Here is a 16,588-nt window from a genome sequence, read left to right as displayed (position 1 = left end):
CGCTCCTGACTGCGCAAACAAAGCAGTTCAGTGAGCATATGAGCCCAATAAATGACACAGGTGCCGAGAGGTGGGGCCGGCCGTGAAAGATGTCCTGTACCTCGCCCTGTGTGTAGCGACCTTCGCGACCGTCTGGTTCGCGCTGCGAGGGGTGGAGAAGCTGTGAGCGCCGAGAACATCGCCGGCCTCGTGGTGGCCGCGGCCCTGGTCCTCTACCTGATCGCCGCCCTGATCTTCCCCGAGAGGTTCTGATGTCCGACACCGCCGCCGGCCTGCTCCAGGTCGGCCTGCTGGTCGCGCTCCTGGCCGCCGTGTACCGCCCGCTGGGTGGCTACATGGCCCGGGTCTACACGTCCGACAAGGACACCCGGATCGAGCGCGGAACGTACAAGTTGCTGGGGGTCGACTCCAAGGCCGACCAGACCTGGGCCGTGTACGCACGGTCCCTGCTGGCGTTCTCCGCCGTCGGACTGATCCTCCTGTACCTGATCCAGCGACTGCAGTCGCATCTGCCGCTCTCGCTGGGGCTGCCGAACGTCGAGCAGGGACTGGCCTTCAACACGGCCGCGTCCTTCGTCTCGAACACCAACTGGCAGTCCTACTCGCCCGAGGTCACGATGGGCCACCTGGTCCAGTTCGCCGGCCTCGCGGTGCAGAACTTCCTCTCGGCCGCGGTCGGTATCACCGTCGCGATCGCCCTGATCCGCGGTTTCGCGCGCTCGAAGACGGACCGGCTGGGCAACTTCTGGGTCGACCTGACCCGCACGGTCGTCCGCGTCCTGCTGCCGATCGCGGTCCTGGGCACCTTGGTCCTGGTCGCGATGGGCGTGGTGCAGAACTTCTCCGGCGGTCACGAGGTCACTTCGGTGGTGGGCCAGGCCCAGCACCTTCCCGGCGGCCCGGTGGCCAGCCAGGAGATCATCAAGGAGCTCGGCACCAACGGTGGTGGCTTCTACAACGCGAACTCCGGGCACCCGTTCGAGAACCCGAACGGCCTGTCCAACCTGTTCGAGATCTTCCTGCTGCTGATGATCCCGGTCGCGCTGACCCGCACCTTCGGCCTGATGGTCAAGGACAAGCGGCAGGGCTACGCGATCCTCGGCGTGATGGGCACCCTGTGGGCCGCCTTCACCTTCTCCGCGACGTTCTTCGAGAACCAGGGCGCCGGTACTGCGACGCAAGCGGCCGGCGCCGCGATGGAGGGCAAGGAGACCCGCTTCGGCGAATGGGCCTCGGCCCTGTTCGCCAGCTCGACGACCGGTACGTCGACCGGCGCGGTCAACTCGGCACACGACTCCTTCACCCCGTTGGGTGGCGGCACGGCGCTGTTCCACATGATGCTCGGCGAGGTCAGTCCGGGCGGAACCGGTACGGGCCTGTACGGCATGCTCGTACTCGCGGTGCTGGCCGTGTTCGTCGCCGGACTGATGGTCGGCCGGACCCCGGAGTACCTGAAGAAGAAGATCACCGCGCGCGAGATGAAGCTCGTCTCGCTCTACATCCTGGCCACCCCGAGCCTGGTGCTCGTCGGGTCGGCGCTCGCGATGGGGCTGGCCACGGCCAGAGCCTCGATCTTCAACACGGACAGCCCGCACGGGTTCTCCGAGGTGCTCTACGCGTTCACCTCGGCCGGTAACAACAACGGCAGCGCGTTCGGCGGTATCAGCGCGAACATCCCCTTCTACAACACGGCTCTCGGGCTGGTGATGCTGCTCGGCCGGTTCGTGCCGATCGTCATCGTGCTCGCCCTGGCCGGGTCGTTCGCCCGGCAGCAGCCGGTGCCCGTCAACGAGGGCACGCTGCCCACCCACAAGGCCCTGTTCGTGACGATGCTCGTCGGCGTCGTGATCATCGTGACCGGCCTGACCTACTTCCCTGCTTTGACTCTAGGACCCCTCGCGGAGGGACTGTGACCACGCTAGTAAGGCCGCCCGCACCCAAGGCGGAGGCAATCCCCAAGAAGGCCTCGTCGGGTCTGTTCGATCCGAAGATGCTGCTCACCTCGCTGCCGGACGCGCTGCGCAAGCTCGATCCGCGGGTGATGGTGAAGAACCCGGTGATGTTCGTGGTCGAGGTGGGCGCACTCGCCTCCACGGTCCTCGCCTTCACCGACTCCAGCGTGTTCGTCTGGTGGATCGTCGTCTGGCTCTGGCTGACCGTACTGTTCGCCAACCTCGCGGAAGCGGTCGCCGAGGGACGCGGCAAGGCCCAGGCGGCCACGCTGCGCCGGGCGAAGACCGAGACGAGTGCCCGCAAGCTGTCCGCGGACCGGCTGAGCGAGCAGGAGGTACCGGCCGCTTCGCTGCAGCTCGGTGACCTCGTGGTCGTCGAGGCCGGCCAGATCATCCCCGGCGACGGGGACGTGATCGAGGGCGTCGCGAGCGTGGACGAGTCGGCCATCACCGGTGAGTCGGCGCCCGTGATCCGGGAGTCCGGCGGCGACAGGAGCGCGGTCACCGGCGGTACGAAGGTGCTGTCGGACCGGATCATCGTGAAGATCACCACCAAGCCCGGTGAGAGCTTCATCGACCGGATGATCGCGCTGGTCGAGGGCGCCTCGCGGCAGAAGACGCCGAACGAGATCGCGCTGAACATCCTGCTCGCCAGCCTGACGATCGTGTTCCTGATGGCGACCGTGACGCTGCCGCCGTTCGCGAAGTACGCGGGCATCGACCTCGACATCGTCGTCCTGGTGGCGCTGCTGGTCTGTCTGATCCCGACCACGATCGGCGCGCTGCTGTCTGCGATCGGTATCGCCGGTATGGACCGGCTGGTCCAGCGCAACGTGCTGGCGATGTCCGGCCGCGCGGTCGAGGCGGCCGGTGACGTGAACACGCTGCTGCTCGACAAGACCGGCACGATCACGCTGGGCAACCGGCAGGCATCGGAGTTCATCCCCGTAGAGGGGGTGACCGAGACCCAGTTGGCGGACGCGGCGCAGCTGTCCAGCCTGGCCGACGAGACGCCCGAGGGCCGCTCGATCGTGGTGCTCGCCAAAACGAAGTACGAGCTGCGGGAGCGGCACACCGGTGAGCTGCCGCACGCGACCTTCGTCGAGTTCACCGCGCAGACGCGGATGAGCGGTGTCGACGTCGACGGCCGCCAGGTTCGCAAGGGTGCGGCCGGTGCGGTCAACGCCTGGATCCATAGCCAGGGCGGCGCTGGGGACGATGCCCTGGGCGAGATCGTCGACGGCATCTCCGCCTCCGGCGGGACTCCGCTGGTAGTGGCTGAGAGCAACAACGGCGTGGCCCGTCCGCTGGGTGTCATCCACCTCAAGGACGTCGTCAAGGAAGGGATGCGCGAGCGCTTCGACCAGATGCGCGCGATGGGCATCCGGACCGTGATGATCACCGGTGACAACCAGTTGACGGCGAAGGCGATCGCCGAGGAGGCCGGGGTCGACGACTTCCTGGCCGAGGCGACGCCCGAGGACAAGATGGCGCTGATCAAGAAGGAGCAGGAGGGTGGCCGGCTGGTCGCGATGACCGGTGACGGTACCAACGACGCTCCGGCGCTCGCGCAGGCCGATGTCGGCGTCGCGATGAACAGCGGCACGTCGGCCGCCAAGGAGGCCGGCAACATGGTCGACCTCGACTCCAACCCGACCAAGCTGATCGAGATCGTCGAGATCGGCAAGCAGTTGCTGATCACCCGGGGCTCGTTGACCACGTTCTCGATCGCGAACGACGTGGCCAAGTACTTCGCGATCCTGCCGGCCCTGTTCGCGGCGGCCTACCCGGGGCTGGACAAGCTCAACATCATGCGGCTGGACTCGGCCGAGTCGGCGATCCTGTCCGCGGTCATCTTCAACGCGTTGGTGATCATCGCGCTGGTGCCATTGGCGCTGCGCGGGGTGCAGTACAAGCCGTCGTCCGCGTCGGCGATGCTGCGCCGCAACCTGCTGATCTACGGCGTCGGCGGGCTGATCACCCCGTTCATCGGCATCAAACTCATCGACCTGCTGATCTCGCTCATCCCGGGCATCGGCTGAGAAGGATAGAAAACAATGTCCAGCAGACTTCCCGCGACTTTCCGTCAGTTCGGGGTCGCAACGCGGGCAATCGCGGTCTTCACGATCGGCCTGGGGGTGATCTACCCGCTGACGATGACCGGCGCCGCCCAGGCCCTGTTCCACGACAACGCCAACGGCTCGGTCATCCAGGTCAACGGCAAGGACGTCGCCTCCGACCTGATCGGTCAGGCGTACACGAAGCAGGCGACCAAGGACGGCAAGCCCGAGGTCGACTCGGACGGCAAGCCGGTGATGGTCGCCGACCCGCTGTGGTTCCAGACCAGGCCGTCGGCGGTCGACTACGACGCGGCGGGTAGCGCCGGGTCGCAGTACGGGCCGAACAACAAGGACCTGGAGGGCCTGATCGCGGAGCGTCGCAAGACGGTCGCCGAACTCGAGGGTGTCGACCCGTCCCAGGTGCCGCCGGACGCGTTGACGGCCAGCGGTTCCGGCCTCGATCCGGCGATCAGCCCCGCGTACGCCGCGCTGCAGGTGAACCGGGTTGCCCGGGAGCGTGGGCTCGACGTCGCCAAGGTGCAACAGTTGGTGAAGGACAACACCAAGGGGCGGACGCTCGGCTTCCTCGGGGAGCCCACGGTGAACGTGGTCACCCTGAACGCCGACCTGGCTGCCCAGAAGTAGACAACTGAGACGATGAGGGTATGAGTAGAAGCGGTCGCGGGCACCTGAGGATCTACTTGGGTGCCGCGCCCGGCGTCGGCAAGACCTACAAGATGCTGGGCGAGGCGCAGCGCCGGCGTGAGCGCGGTACGGACATCGTGATCGGGTACGTCGAGACGCACGGCCGCGAGCACACCGCCGCCATGCTCGACGGCCTCGAGGTGGTGCCGCGCAAAATCATCGACTACCGCGGCGCCAGCTTCACCGAGATGGACCTGGACGCAGTACTGGCCCGCCGGCCGGAGGTGGCGATTGTCGACGAGCTTGCCCACAGCAACGTTCCGGGCAGCCGGAACGCCAAGCGCTGGGAGGACATCGACGCATTGCTGACCGCCGGGGTCGACGTGATCTCGGCGGTCAACATCCAGCACCTGGAGTCGATCAACGACGTCGTCGAGAAGATCACCGGCGTACCGCAGCAGGAGACCGTGCCCGACCGGGTGGTCCGGGCCGCGGACCAGATCGAGCTGGTCGACATGACCCCGGAGGCGCTGCGCCGCCGGATGGCGCACGGCAACGTCTACGCCGCGGACAAGATCGACGCTGCCCTGGGCAACTACTTCCGGGTCGGCAACCTGTCCGCCCTGCGCGAACTCGCGCTGCTCTGGCTCGCCGACCGGGTCGACGCGGGCCTGCAGCAGTACCGTTCGCAGCATGACATCGACTCCACCTGGGAGGCGCGCGAGCGGGTTGTCGTCGCGCTCACCGGCGGACCCGAAGGCGAGACCCTGATCCGGCGTGCCGCCCGCATCGCCGCCCGCTCCTCCGGCGGGGACCTCCTCGCCGTCCATATCACCCGCTCCGACGGGCTGACCGGCGCCAACCCGACCGCACTGGCCCAGCAACGCGCCCTGGTCGAGAGCCTCGGTGGTACGTACCACCAGGTCGTCGGCGAGGACATCCCCGACGCGCTGCTGTCCTTCGCCCGCGCCGAGAACGCCACCCAGCTGGTGCTCGGCGGTAGCCGCCGTTCCCGGCTGACCGCGCTGTTCACCGGCCCGGGCATCGGGTCCAGCGCGATTCGTGAGTCGGGCGATATCGACGTCCACATCGTCACGCACGCGGAGATGGGCCGTGGCCGGTTGCCCCGGGTGCACGGCAGTCTGTCGCGCCGGCGGCTGATCTACGGGTTCATGCTCGCGATCGTCCTGCCGCCGCTGTTCGCCTTCCTGTTCAGCATCGGCGACGACAGGCTCAACCTGACCAGCAACGTGCTCGCTTTCCTGTTCGCCGTCGTCGTGGTGGCCCTGGTCGGCGGGTTGTGGCCGGCTCTGCTGACCGCGATCGCGGGCACCTTGGTGCTGAACTGGTTCTTCACCCCACCGAAGCGGTCCTTCACGATCACCGAGCCGAACAATGCGCTCGCGCTGGGCATCTTCGTGCTGATCGCGGCGCTCGTCTCGTCGGTGGTCGACCGGGCGGCCCGGCGTACGCGCCAGGCCGCGCGGTCGGCAGCCGAGTCCGAGACGCTGGCGACCCTGGCAGGCTCCGTACTCCGCGGAGAAACCGCCCTCCCCGCATTGCTCGAGCGAGTCCGCGAAGCATTCGGGATGACCAGCGCCTGCCTGATGGAACGCGTCGACACCGACGAGCTGACCGAAACCTGGCGCCCGCTGGCCTCAGCCGGTACTCCGACCTGTCGGCGCCCGGAGGACGGAGATGCGGAAATCCCCGGTCGCGATGACCTAGTACTCGTCCTGCAAGGCCGCTCCCTGGCCGCGGACGAACGCCGTTTGGTGGGAGCCTTCGCAGCCCACGCGGCAGCCCTCGTCGACAAGGCCCGGCTGAGCGAAGCCGCCGCTGAGGCCAAGCCACTCGCCGAGGCCGACAAGCTCCGTACTGCCCTCCTCCGCGCGGTCGGCCACGACCTGCGGTCCCCTCTCGCGTCGGCCAAGGCGTCGGTCACCAGCCTGCGCAGCTCGGACGTCGACTGGACCGACGAGGAGCGGGACGAGTTGCTCGAGACGGCCGACGAATCGCTCGACCGGCTGACTCGGCTGGTGGACAACCTGCTCGACCTGAGCCGGTTGCAGGCCGGAGTACTGCCGGTGTTCCCGAGGCCGATGGCGCTCGACGAGATCATGCCAGGTGCGCTCGCCGAGCTCGGCGACGCTACCGAGGTCATCGTCGACATCCCGCACACACTGCCGTTGGTCGAGGCGGACCCGGCGCTGCTGGAGCGGGTCATCGCCAACCTGCTGGCCAACGCGGTGCGGTACTCGCCGGCCGGGCGGCCGCCGCTGCTCACCGGAAGCTCGCTCGGTGACATCGTCGAGATCCGGGTGGTCGACCGCGGGCCGGGCATCCCGCGCGAGGAGCGGGACCGGGTGTTCGCGCCGTTCCAGCGGCTCGGCGACACCGACAACACCACCGGCGTCGGGCTCGGGCTCGCGCTGGCCCGCGGACTGGCCGAGGCGATGCACGGTTCGCTGCAGCCGGAGGACACGCCGGGCGGCGGTCTCACCATGGTCGTTTCGTTGCCAGTGGCAACCTTGAAGGCGGCCGACGCGCCGGTACCGGGCAGCCGTGAGCGGTCCGCGGCGGAGGGGCAGTCATGACCAGGATCCTGGTGGTCGACGACGAACCGCAGATCGTGCGGGCGTTGCAGATCAACCTGAAGGCGCGGCGGTACGAGGTGCACGTCGCGGGCAGTGGGACGGCGGCGCTCAAGGTGGCCGCGCAGTACCCGCCTGACCTGGTCATTCTCGACCTCGGGCTGCCCGACTTCGATGGTGTCGACGTGATTCGCGGGCTGCGCGGCTGGACGGAGGCGCCGATCCTGGTGCTTTCCGGGCGGACCGACAGTACGGACAAGGTCGAGGCGCTCGACGCGGGCGCGGACGACTACGTGACCAAGCCGTTCGGCATCGACGAGCTGCTGGCGCGGATGCGCGCAGTACTGCGGCGCAGCAACCTCGCGCAGGACCAGCCGGTCGTGACGGTCGGTGGCGCCCAGGTGGATCTGTCGGCGAAGCGAGTGACGCTGGAGTCCGGCGAGGATGTCCGGCTGACGCCGACCGAGTGGCATCTGCTGGAGGTGCTGATCCGGCATCCCGGCAAGTTGATGTCCCAGCGGCAGCTGCTCACCGAGGTCTGGGGGCCCGGTTACGAGACGGCGAGCGGCAACCTGCGCTTCTACATGGGCCAGCTCCGCCGAAAACTCGAGGCCGACCCGGCCAGACCTGTCCACCTGCTCACTGAACCCGGCATGGGCTACCGCTTCGAACCCTGAGGAGGCTCAGATGGCGATCGTCGACAACGCCGTCTACGTGGACGGGCATCGATCGTGTGAGCCGGACACCCTTGAGGAGACGTACGAGCTGCTCCGCGAGAGGCATGGGATGGGCTGGATCGGGTTGTACCGGCCGGATCCGCTCGAGATCGAGTCTGTCGCCGCCGAGTTCGGCATCCACCGGCTCGCGGTCGACGACACGATCTCCGCGCATCAACGGCCCAAGCTGGAGCGGTACGGCGACGTGCTCTTCACCGTACTGCGCTCCGCCCGCTACCTCGACGACGTCGAGCGGGTCGAGTTCGGGGAGCTGCATGTCTTCACCGGCAAGGATTTCGTCGTCACCGTCCGGCATGCCGAATCGCCCGATCTCGGCCTGGTCCGCAAGCGGATGGAGGAGACGCCCGAGCTGCTGAAGCTCGGTCCGGAGGCCGTCCTCTACGCGATCCTCGACCAGGTGGTCGACGAGTACCAGCCGGTGATCGACGGGCTGCAGGGTGACATCGACGAGATCGAGGACCAGGTCTTCGGCGCCGATCCGGAGGTGTCGCGGCGGATCTACGAGCTGCTGCGGGAGGTCGTCAGGTTCATCCGCGCGACCCAGTCGCTGCCGGGGATGATCGCGGATCTACGGCTGGGCGCGGAGAAGTACGGCATCGGGCTGGAGCTGCAGCGCTATCTGCGCGACGTCGCGGACCATGTCGAGCGGGTGGTCGACCAGGCGGCCGGCTTCAAAGTGCTGCTGATCAACCTGATCGGCGTGAACGCGACCATGGTCGGCCAGCGCCAGAACGAGGAGACCCAGCGGCTGTCCGAGCTGAGCCTGCGGCAGAACGAGGAGGTCAAACGCATCTCCTCATGGGCCGCCATCCTCTTCGCCCCGACCCTGGTCGCCTCGATCTACGGGATGAACTTCACCCACATGCCCGAGCTGCACTGGCAGGTCGGCTACCCCTTCGCCATCCTCCTGATGCTCCTCGTCGGCTTCGGCCTCCACCGAGCTTTCAAATACCGCGGTTGGCTCTAGTGTCTAGCCCCGGCTGAGCAGCTCGTCGAGGATGTCGCCTTCGCGTTTGTACGGTTCGAAGTGGCCGGCGTCGAGCGGTCTGAGTGTTGCCGTCGGCAACTTGTTGACCAGCCGTTCGGCCGCGGCGTACGGGCAGTTGCGGTCGGTCGGTCCGTGCCACCAGGTCAGGCTGGTCTTGATCGCGGTCAGGTCGATGTCGGTCCACTCGCCGCCCATCGCGAGCATCTCGTCGTACCAGCCGTCCATGCCCAGGGCGAAGGCCTCCGCGGTCGCGCGCTCCTGACCGGCTCGCCAGCTCGGATCGCTCATCACCGCGAGGTCGGATGGCGGCGCCGTCGCCATCGCAGCGTCGAGCGGGGCCAGCGGTGCCGTCTTGACCACCTCGTAGGCGCCGGCCAGCTGCTCGCGCAGGGCCTGCTCCTCACCGTCCCGGGCGAGCCGGAAGGCTGTCGTGTTGAACGGGATCATCTGGTCGTACTCGTCGTCGTTCAGCTGCGGGAACCCGACGGTGATCGTCGCGGCGATCACCCGGTCCGGATGATGCGCCGCGAACGCCAGCACGTGCGGTCCGCCGCCGCTGCCGCCGGTCAGATAGACCCGGTCCAGCTCAAGGTGATCCAGGATCGCGGCCAAGTCGTCCGAGTGCTCCCGGTACTTACGCCCCGCCAGCCGACTCGACGCCCCGAATCCCGGTCGCTCGGTGGTGATCGTCTGCAGCCCACGCTCGTTCCACAGTCCCCGGTCGGCTCGGATGCTCCAGCGCGACCCAGGGGTGCCGGGCAGGCGCAGTACCGGCTTGCCCTTGCCGGTTCGGGTCCAGGCCACGGTCCGACCGTCCGGGCGGATCAGGCGCTCGTCGAGCACATCGTCGTCAGTCATGGCTGGGATCATGGCCGATTTCTTCAAGACTGGGGAGGGCTCGACGGGGCACTGTTGGGGGCATGGAGATTTTCGAGGCGGCACGGGAGTTCGTCCGGCGCGATGCGCGGTTGGTGGAGCGGCGGTTGTTCGCGACGTTGTTCGAGGGTGCCGATCCGGGCGGGGTGGTGGACGCGCTGCGCGGCTATCAGAACGCGGATGGCGGGTTCGGGCACGGGTTGGAGCCCGACAAGCGGTGTCCGGACAGTACGGGGCTCGATGTGGAGACGGCCTTCGACGTACTGCTTGCCGCAGGCATTCGTGACGACGACCTGGTACGCCGAGCCTGCGACTGGCTGCAATCGGTGGCGACCGAGGAGGGCGCCGTCTCGCTGGCCTCCCCGGCGATCGAGGGGTATCCGCGAGCCGAGCACATGTCCGAGTGGACCTATGTGCCGGCGCTCAACCCGACTGCCGGGCTGGTCGGACGGTTGCAGACGATGGGCTTCGAGCACCCGTGGCGCGATCAGGCCGCCGCCTGGTGTGCGAGCGAGTTGGCCAAGGGGTTCCCGGAGGATGCGCACGGGATGCACGAGTCGCTGGAGTTCCTCGAACACACGTCGTCACCCGATGTGGCCGCGGTGAAGGAGTGGCTGCCGAAGCTCGGTTTCTACCGCGCCGACGCGGCCGATCCGGAGTACGGGGTGACGCCGCTGCAGTTCGCGCCGACACCGGACAGCTTCTGGCGGCAACTCTTCACCGACGAGCAGATCGAGGGCCATCTCGACCGGCTGGTCGCCGACCAGCAGGAAGACGGCGGCTGGGCGATCACCTGGGAACCGCCGGGCGTCGCCGCGACCCTCGAGTACCGCGGCATCGTGACGGTCGGGGCCCTCAGGACCCTGAAGGCCTACGGCAGGCTCTAGCCCGCCTCGGCAGGATGCTCGACTTGGCGATCGCCCCACTGGGTCAACAGACCACGGGCGATCTCCAGGTCGTCGCGCAGGGAGCGGTCGGCCAGTACGTCGGGAAGCGCCGCCAGCGCATCGGCCAGCCAAGGCCCGATCGCGGCCGGCGCCAGCTTCTCCGGGTGGATTCCGGCCAGCCGTGCGGCCCGTACCGCCGTCACCAGCTCGCACGCCAACACATCCCGGAGCGCATCCAGCAGCGACCCGGTCAGTACTGCGGCCTGCGGCGCAAAGCTCGCGTGGTGCTCGGCGCCCCGGGAGAGAGTCGCCGTACCGAGCGTCGCGGGCTGTGCCGTCGAGCGGACCGAGGCGAGCGCGTCGTGGGCGACGTACTCGATCATCATCACGCCCGAACTCGCCTCGGCGCCGCTGGCCAAGAACCGGCTCAGGCCGGTGAAGTCGGGGTCGACCAGGTTCGCGACCCGGGACGTGGACAGCGTGGCGACCGAGTGCAGGCTGAGCCGGAGTGAGTCGAGCGCGAGCGCGATCGGCATCGCGTGCCAGTTACCGTTGTGCAGCACGGTGTCGCCGGCCACCAGCGGGTTCTCCGCGGAGGCGTTGATGTCGATTGCCAATGCGTTGCCCAAGGCATCGACATGGTCAACGGCTGGGCCGAGTACCTGGGCGAAGGCCCGCAGACCAAAGGGGTCCTGCACGCGGGCCGGCGGGATCGGCAACTCGTCGAGGAGCCCGCGCATTCGGCGGGCCACCCGGACCTGACCAGGTTGCGGACGGGCTGCGTGGACGCGCTCGTCGTAGACCTCGGCATTGCCGCGAAGGGCGACATGCGAGAGCCCACCGACCAGCGGTACGACGTTGATCAGGGTCGCCGCCTCGACAAAGGCCAGACAGCATTCGGCGAGGGTGATCGCGTTGCTGGACAGCAAGGGGAGTGCGCTGGTGCCGTCGATGACATCGCCGAGTGCGAGTCCGAGCTCCGCCAGCGCACCGAGATCGCCGGTGCCAATGGCGCCACCTCGGTGGAGATCGGGCAACTCGTCATCGTTGAGCAGCGCGACGATCGCGTCGGCCACCTCGGGTTGGAGTCCGGAGCCACCCGAAGCCAGCTGGTTGACCCGGATCAGGAGTCCGAGCCGGACGACATCCTTCGGGTACGACGTTGTGCCGGTCGTCGAGTGTGAAGCGAGCAGCCGGGCTCCATGCTGGGGGTCGGACGTGAGTACGTCCCTGTTGGCGCCGACTCCGGTGGTACGGCCATAGACCGGTTGGCGCAAGGCGACTTCGGCGACCGCCTCGGCGGAATCGGCCATCCGTTTGCGGGCGCTGTCGCCCAGCCGCACGGCCGTCCGGCGCTGGCCCAGCGCTACCGCATCCAGGGGCGACAGTCCCGCCCCGACAATCTCCACCGGCTCCACCCGCCCAGTGTGAGTCCTGTGACTCAGCGCACGTAGTACCGCCGAGCAGCATCTGTCTGAGATTCGAGACACCCTCCCGGTGCCGGACAACGGAACAGCCCGTCGATCCACCTGGATCGACGGGCTGTGTCAAGCGGGGCTGGTCAGGCCTTGCCGTAGCGCTTCTTGAACTTCTCGACGCGACCCTGCGTGTCCATCACGCGCTGCTGACCCGTGTAGAACGGGTGGCTCGCGGAGGAGATCTCGACGTCGACGACCGGGTAGGTGTTCCCGTCGTGCCACTCGATGGTCTCGTTGCTCTCGCGGGTCGAGCCGGTCAGGAAGCTGAAGTTGCCGGACTTGTCCCGGAAGACGACCCGGCGGTAATCGGGGTGAATGTCCTTCTTCATGCTGCGCTACTTCCTTCCAGGTAAGGGGCGAACGGATCGGTCAGCTTGTCTGCTGACTCACCCGCACGAAGGACACAACCATCGAGCAGCCGCTCTAATTCCCGGATATCCAGATCGATCCCGGTGATCGACAGGTACGTCGCACGGTCGCCGTGGTCGGGGTGCCACTCGAGGGCCGACCGGGCCTGATGGGTCTGGCCGACCTCCGACCAGCGGTCCGCCGGCAGGTCGGCGAGCCACCGGCCGAGCACGCCGAGTGAGATGTTCGTACCGAAGCTGTCCCACCCGAGTCGCGCCCGCTGTTGGGTCGCGAGCCAGACCGTCCCCTTGCCGCGTATGGTGCCGGCGACGAGTTGCTCGAGTACGTCGTACAGCCGCTCCGGATGGAACGGCTGATCCGACCGCCAGACGAGAGTGCGGACCGGCCCGCCGGTCTGCAGCGGAGCGCTGGTCGACCCGGGCTCGACCCACGCCTCAGCCGCATCCGGATCATGCAGCCGTACTCCGAACAGCTCGGTGGCGGTGGATGCCGGGTGGACCAGCGCCTGCGGGTTCAGGGCATTCGCCAGGCCCTCGACCACTTCGTCCGGCTGACTCAGGATGACCGCGTTCGCGTACTCGACCTGCCGGATCAGCACCTCGGCGATCGCCCGGCCGTCCTCAGCCGCAGTCGGGATGCCTCGGTCGTGGATCAGGTCCTCGCCACTGACGTCGTTGGCGAAGGTGGCCGTGTCGAGCGCAGTCAGCACCGCCTCGACCCGGAGCTCGTCAGCGGCATCGCGAGTGATCTCCTCGGCCAGCGCCTGGGTGTCACCGGCCCCGGGGACGGAGACGATCACCGCGCCGTACTTCTCCGTGGCGGCGATGCTCACCAGCAGGGGGACGAGCGAGCCACGCATCGCACAGGAAACGCAGGGATGACCCATCCGGATCTCCTCGCGGTCGATCACCCCGCTCGTGGTGCGCGCGATCCGGAGTACGGAGCCCGCGGCCAGGCCGGTGAGGTCGTACTCGACGAGAACGCCGGCGCCGGCGACGGACAGCAACTCGCCTGCCATGGCGGCCCGGAACCGCTCGTCGACACCTGTCAGCAAGGTCACCGGTAGCATCTGGACTCCCGCCTTATTGAAAACGATAACCAGTACAACGTACACTCCACGGAACGGGAATGTCAGCCCGGGTGGCCGGCGTTCAGCCGTACAGAGAGTTCAACGGCACCATGACCGGTGCCCGGAAGGAAGGTCTGATGGCCAAGCACAACGATGTCCGCCCGATCATCAAGCTGCGGAGCACCGCGGGCACCGGGACGACCTATGTCACCCGGAAGAACCGGCGCAACGACCCCGACCGGCTGGTGATCCGCAAGTACGACGCGAAGGTCCGCCAGCACGTCGACTTCCGCGAAGAGCGGTAGACGCTCCGTGGCGAAGACCAGCAAGATCGCGAAGAACGAGCAGCGCAAACGCACCGTCGCCCTGTACGCCGAGCGCCGGGCCGAGCTGAAGCGGATCATCGCCGATCCTGCGTCGGGCTTCGACGAGCGCGGCGCCGCCCAGCTGAAGTTGCAGAAGCTGCCCCGCGATGCGAGCCCGATCCGGGTTCGCAACCGGGACGTGGCCGATGGCCGGCCACGTGGCTTCCTGCGCAAGGCGGGCATCTCCCGAGTCCGGTTCCGCGCGATGGCGCACCGTGGGGAACTGCCGGGGATCACCAAGTCGTCCTGGTGATGAACGGGCGGTAGGTACCCCTGGTCAAAAGCACTCCCAGGAGCGTGTATTGTTCTCTTTGTCGGAGCGAGTGCGGGACGCGAAAGCGGCCGGTCGCTTCGAACTCCCAGCAGGATGCCAGAAGCTGAAGCACGCTTAGTGCGGACTTCAGCCGCTGAGTCTTGCCGGGTGACTGGATCGAAAAGCACCGATTTGACTGGCGCTGAACGAAACAGTAATGTTTGGCGGGTTGCCCCGGAGCTGAACTTGGAAGAGTGAAGCGCGGTGTGCGTCCGATTCTTGAGAACTCAACAGCGTGCCGAAAGTCAATGCCGAATTTGTTTTATCCCGTTTCACGGCATTGGGCGATCTCCTATCACTGGGGCCATTCTGGTTCTTGGTGTGGGGTTGTTCTTTGTCTGTGTTCGGATTCCTTTGAGAAATTATGATTCAAGTCAGTTTGATTGTTTCTGAGATATCAAAGGATCACTCAAAGTAGTCTGTTCCCTGCCTTCGGGTGGGTTACATATAGATTTCAACGGAGAGTTTGATCCTGGCTCAGGACGAACGCTGGCGGCGTGCTTAACACATGCAAGTCGAGCGGTAAGGCCCTTCGGGGTACACGAGCGGCGAACGGGTGAGTAACACGTGAGCAACCTACCCTTCACTTCGGGATAAGCCTCGGAAACGGGGTCTAATACCGGATATCACTCACTACTTCATGGTGGTGGGTTGAAAGTTCTGGCGGTGGGGGATGGGCTCGCGGCCTATCAGCTTGTTGGTGGGGTAATGGCCTACCAAGGCGTCGACGGGTAGCCGGCCTGAGAGGGCGACCGGCCACACTGGGACTGAGACACGGCCCAGACTCCTACGGGAGGCAGCAGTGGGGAATATTGCGCAATGGACGAAAGTCTGACGCAGCAACGCCGCGTGAGGGATGACGGCCTTCGGGTTGTAAACCTCTTTCAGCAGGGACGAAGCGAGAGTGACGGTACCTGCAGAAGAAGGACCGGCCAACTACGTGCCAGCAGCCGCGGTAATACGTAGGGTCCGAGCGTTGTCCGGAATTATTGGGCGTAAAGGGCTCGTAGGCGGTTCGTCACGTCGGGAGTGAAAACTCGGAGCTCAACTCCGAGCCTGCTTCCGATACGGGCAGACTAGAGGTAGGCAGGGGAGAGCGGAACTCCTGGTGTAGCGGTGGAATGCGCAGATATCAGGAAGAACACCGGTGGCGAAGGCGGCTCTCTGGGCCTTACCTGACGCTGAGGAGCGAAAGCGTGGGTAGCGAACAGGATTAGATACCCTGGTAGTCCACGCCGTAAACGTTGGGCGCTAGGTGTGGGGGACATTCCACGTCCTCCGTGCCGCAGCTAACGCATTAAGCGCCCCGCCTGGGGAGTACGGCCGCAAGGCTAAAACTCAAAGGAATTGACGGGGGCCCGCACAAGCGGCGGAGCATGCGGATTAATTCGATGCAACGCGAAGAACCTTACCTGGGTTTGACATATAGGGAAATCCTCCAGAGATGGGGGGTCCGTAAGGGTCCTATACAGGTGGTGCATGGCTGTCGTCAGCTCGTGTCGTGAGATGTTGGGTTAAGTCCCGCAACGAGCGCAACCCTCGTCCTATGTTGCCAGCACGTTATGGTGGGGACTCATAGGAGACTGCCGGGGTCAACTCGGAGGAAGGTGGGGATGACGTCAAGTCATCATGCCCCTTATGTCCAGGGCTTCACGCATGCTACAATGGCCGGTACAAAGGGCTGCGAAACTGCAAAGTGGAGCGAATCCCAAAAAGCCGGTCTCAGTTCGGATTGGGGTCTGCAACTCGACCCCATGAAGTCGGAGTCGCTAGTAATCGCAGATCAGCAACGCTGCGGTGAATACGTTCCCGGGCCTTGTACACACCGCCCGTCACGTCATGAAAGTCGGCAACACCCGAAGCCGGTGGCCTAACCCTTGTGGAGGGAGCCGTCGAAGGTGGGGCTGGCGATTAGGACGAAGTCGTAACAAGGTAGCCGTACCGGAAGGTGCGGCTGGATCACCTCCTTTCTAAGGAGCATTGACAGCCAGGCCACGTAAGTGACTGGTTGTCTACTCGTCGTTTCCTAGACGTCCGTTCTAGGGCGATGATGCTTCGGAATGTGGAACATTGACCATTAGGCCGGGATCACAACTGATCGAGCAAGTACTGCGAACTCTCTTCGGAGGGTGAGCGTGGAACGTGAGTGGGGTTGTGTGAAAGGTCGAGGCGCGCTGTTGGGTCCTGAGGAATCGGGCCATCCTGGTAACAGGTTGGATCGGTTTTTCTGGGTCACTTGCTACACCGGTTGGATC

Annotated in this window: 14 protein-coding genes and 1 rRNA gene; 11 read left to right on the top strand and 4 right to left on the bottom strand. The window is 66.4% G+C overall.

All coding sequences use genetic code 11. From position 1 onward, the window contains the following. Positions 1-162 precede the first annotated feature (162 nt). The 7 genes from kdpF to OHA70_RS09620 are packed head-to-tail and all read left to right on the top strand — an operon-like array spanning position 163 to position 8,955. Entirely contained in the window at positions 163-252 is a 90-nt protein-coding gene (gene kdpF / locus OHA70_RS09650; RefSeq protein WP_137256202.1) for a K(+)-transporting ATPase subunit F, read from the top strand. Continuing rightward, positions 252-1,913: a potassium-transporting ATPase subunit KdpA gene (gene kdpA / locus OHA70_RS09645; protein ID WP_328330768.1), complete on the top strand. Its 1,662-nt coding sequence runs from the start codon at positions 252-254 to the stop codon at positions 1,911-1,913. The genes kdpF and kdpA overlap by 1 nt, the downstream gene beginning before the upstream one ends. Beyond that, positions 1,910-3,994, top strand: a complete 2,085-nt coding sequence (kdpB, locus tag OHA70_RS09640; RefSeq protein WP_442913877.1) for a potassium-transporting ATPase subunit KdpB — start codon at positions 1,910-1,912, stop codon at positions 3,992-3,994. The genes kdpA and kdpB overlap by 4 nt, the downstream gene beginning before the upstream one ends. A gap of 15 nt (positions 3,995-4,009) precedes the next feature. Further along, positions 4,010-4,657, top strand: coding sequence for a potassium-transporting ATPase subunit C (locus tag OHA70_RS09635; protein ID WP_328330766.1), 648 nt, complete (start codon positions 4,010-4,012; stop codon positions 4,655-4,657). Positions 4,658-4,677: 20 nt separating this feature from the next. Then, a complete protein-coding gene (locus OHA70_RS09630; protein ID WP_328330764.1) occupies positions 4,678-7,254 on the top strand; it encodes a sensor histidine kinase in 2,577 nt (858 codons plus the stop codon). Continuing rightward, complete coding sequence (locus OHA70_RS09625; protein ID WP_328330762.1) at positions 7,251-7,928, top strand: response regulator; 678 nt, start codon at positions 7,251-7,253, stop codon at positions 7,926-7,928. Before OHA70_RS09630 ends, OHA70_RS09625 begins: the two co-directional genes overlap by 4 nt. A 10-nt stretch (positions 7,929-7,938) precedes the next feature. Beyond that, a complete protein-coding gene (locus OHA70_RS09620; protein ID WP_328330760.1) occupies positions 7,939-8,955 on the top strand; it encodes a magnesium and cobalt transport protein CorA in 1,017 nt (338 codons plus the stop codon). A gap of 3 nt (positions 8,956-8,958) precedes the next feature. Here the strand turns inward: OHA70_RS09620 and OHA70_RS09615 are convergent, their stop codons facing one another. After that, the gene (locus OHA70_RS09615) at positions 8,959-9,834 is read right to left on the bottom strand and encodes an alpha/beta hydrolase (RefSeq protein WP_328330758.1); all 876 of its coding nucleotides are present in this window, start codon (positions 9,832-9,834) and stop codon (positions 8,959-8,961) included. A 62-nt stretch (positions 9,835-9,896) separates the two neighbouring features. On the opposite strand from OHA70_RS09615, the gene OHA70_RS09610 reads away from it, so the two are divergent. Further along, complete coding sequence (locus OHA70_RS09610; protein WP_328330756.1) at positions 9,897-10,739, top strand: hypothetical protein; 843 nt, start codon at positions 9,897-9,899, stop codon at positions 10,737-10,739. On the opposite strand, the gene OHA70_RS09605 is transcribed toward OHA70_RS09610, so the two are convergent. The 3 genes from OHA70_RS09605 to OHA70_RS09595 form a co-directional block, all read right to left on the bottom strand. Continuing rightward, positions 10,736-12,148 carry an aromatic amino acid lyase gene (locus OHA70_RS09605; RefSeq protein ID WP_328330754.1) on the bottom strand — a complete coding sequence of 471 codons (1,413 nt, stop codon included), beginning with the start codon at positions 12,146-12,148 and terminating at the stop codon, positions 10,736-10,738. The genes OHA70_RS09610 and OHA70_RS09605 overlap by 4 nt on opposite strands. Before the next feature lie 152 nt (positions 12,149-12,300). Further along, entirely contained in the window at positions 12,301-12,546 is a 246-nt protein-coding gene (locus OHA70_RS09600) for a type B 50S ribosomal protein L31 (RefSeq protein ID WP_328330752.1), read from the bottom strand. Further along, positions 12,543-13,655 (bottom strand): CobW family GTP-binding protein, encoded by a 1,113-nt coding sequence (locus OHA70_RS09595; RefSeq protein WP_328330750.1) that lies wholly within the window; start codon positions 13,653-13,655, stop codon positions 12,543-12,545. Before OHA70_RS09595 ends, OHA70_RS09600 begins: the two co-directional genes overlap by 4 nt. Before the next feature lie 137 nt (positions 13,656-13,792). Between OHA70_RS09595 and rpmG the strand changes: the two genes are divergently transcribed. The 3 genes from rpmG to OHA70_RS09580 all read left to right on the top strand — a co-directional run bounded on the left by rpmG (position 13,793) and on the right by OHA70_RS09580 (position 16,303). Beyond that, positions 13,793-13,960, top strand: coding sequence for a 50S ribosomal protein L33 (gene rpmG, locus OHA70_RS09590; RefSeq protein WP_328335079.1), 168 nt, complete (start codon positions 13,793-13,795; stop codon positions 13,958-13,960). Between the two features lie 7 nt (positions 13,961-13,967). Then, complete coding sequence (gene rpsN / locus OHA70_RS09585) at positions 13,968-14,273, top strand: 30S ribosomal protein S14 (protein WP_328330748.1); 306 nt, start codon at positions 13,968-13,970, stop codon at positions 14,271-14,273. Between the two features lie 514 nt (positions 14,274-14,787). Further along, positions 14,788-16,303, top strand: a 16S ribosomal RNA gene (locus tag OHA70_RS09580). Positions 16,304-16,588: the final 285 nt, after the last annotated feature.

The organism is Kribbella sp. NBC_00382, from assembly GCF_036067295.1.
Classification (GTDB): domain Bacteria; phylum Actinomycetota; class Actinomycetes; order Propionibacteriales; family Kribbellaceae; genus Kribbella.
This window is presented reverse-complemented; position numbering and strand designations above follow the sequence as displayed.

What these genes read in the sequence shown, in the direction of transcription:
- kdpA (WP_328330768.1), top strand. Translation starts at nt 252, where the DNA reads ATGTCCGACACCGCCGCCGGCCTGCTCCAGGTCGGCCTGCTGGTCGCG.
- OHA70_RS09635 (WP_328330766.1), top strand. Translation starts at nt 4,010, where the DNA reads ATGTCCAGCAGACTTCCCGCGACTTTCCGTCAGTTCGGGGTCGCAACG.
- OHA70_RS09630 (WP_328330764.1), top strand. Translation starts at nt 4,678, where the DNA reads ATGAGTAGAAGCGGTCGCGGGCACCTGAGGATCTACTTGGGTGCCGCG.
- OHA70_RS09625 (WP_328330762.1), top strand. Translation starts at nt 7,251, where the DNA reads ATGACCAGGATCCTGGTGGTCGACGACGAACCGCAGATCGTGCGGGCG.
- OHA70_RS09620 (WP_328330760.1), top strand. Translation starts at nt 7,939, where the DNA reads ATGGCGATCGTCGACAACGCCGTCTACGTGGACGGGCATCGATCGTGT.
- OHA70_RS09615 (WP_328330758.1), bottom strand. Translation starts at nt 9,834, where the DNA reads ATGACTGACGACGATGTGCTCGACGAGCGCCTGATCCGCCCGGACGGT.
- OHA70_RS09610 (WP_328330756.1), top strand. Translation starts at nt 9,897, where the DNA reads ATGGAGATTTTCGAGGCGGCACGGGAGTTCGTCCGGCGCGATGCGCGG.
- OHA70_RS09600 (WP_328330752.1), bottom strand. Translation starts at nt 12,546, where the DNA reads ATGAAGAAGGACATTCACCCCGATTACCGCCGGGTCGTCTTCCGGGAC.
- OHA70_RS09595 (WP_328330750.1), bottom strand. Translation starts at nt 13,655, where the DNA reads ATGCTACCGGTGACCTTGCTGACAGGTGTCGACGAGCGGTTCCGGGCC.
- rpmG (WP_328335079.1), top strand. Translation starts at nt 13,793, where the DNA reads ATGGCCAAGCACAACGATGTCCGCCCGATCATCAAGCTGCGGAGCACC.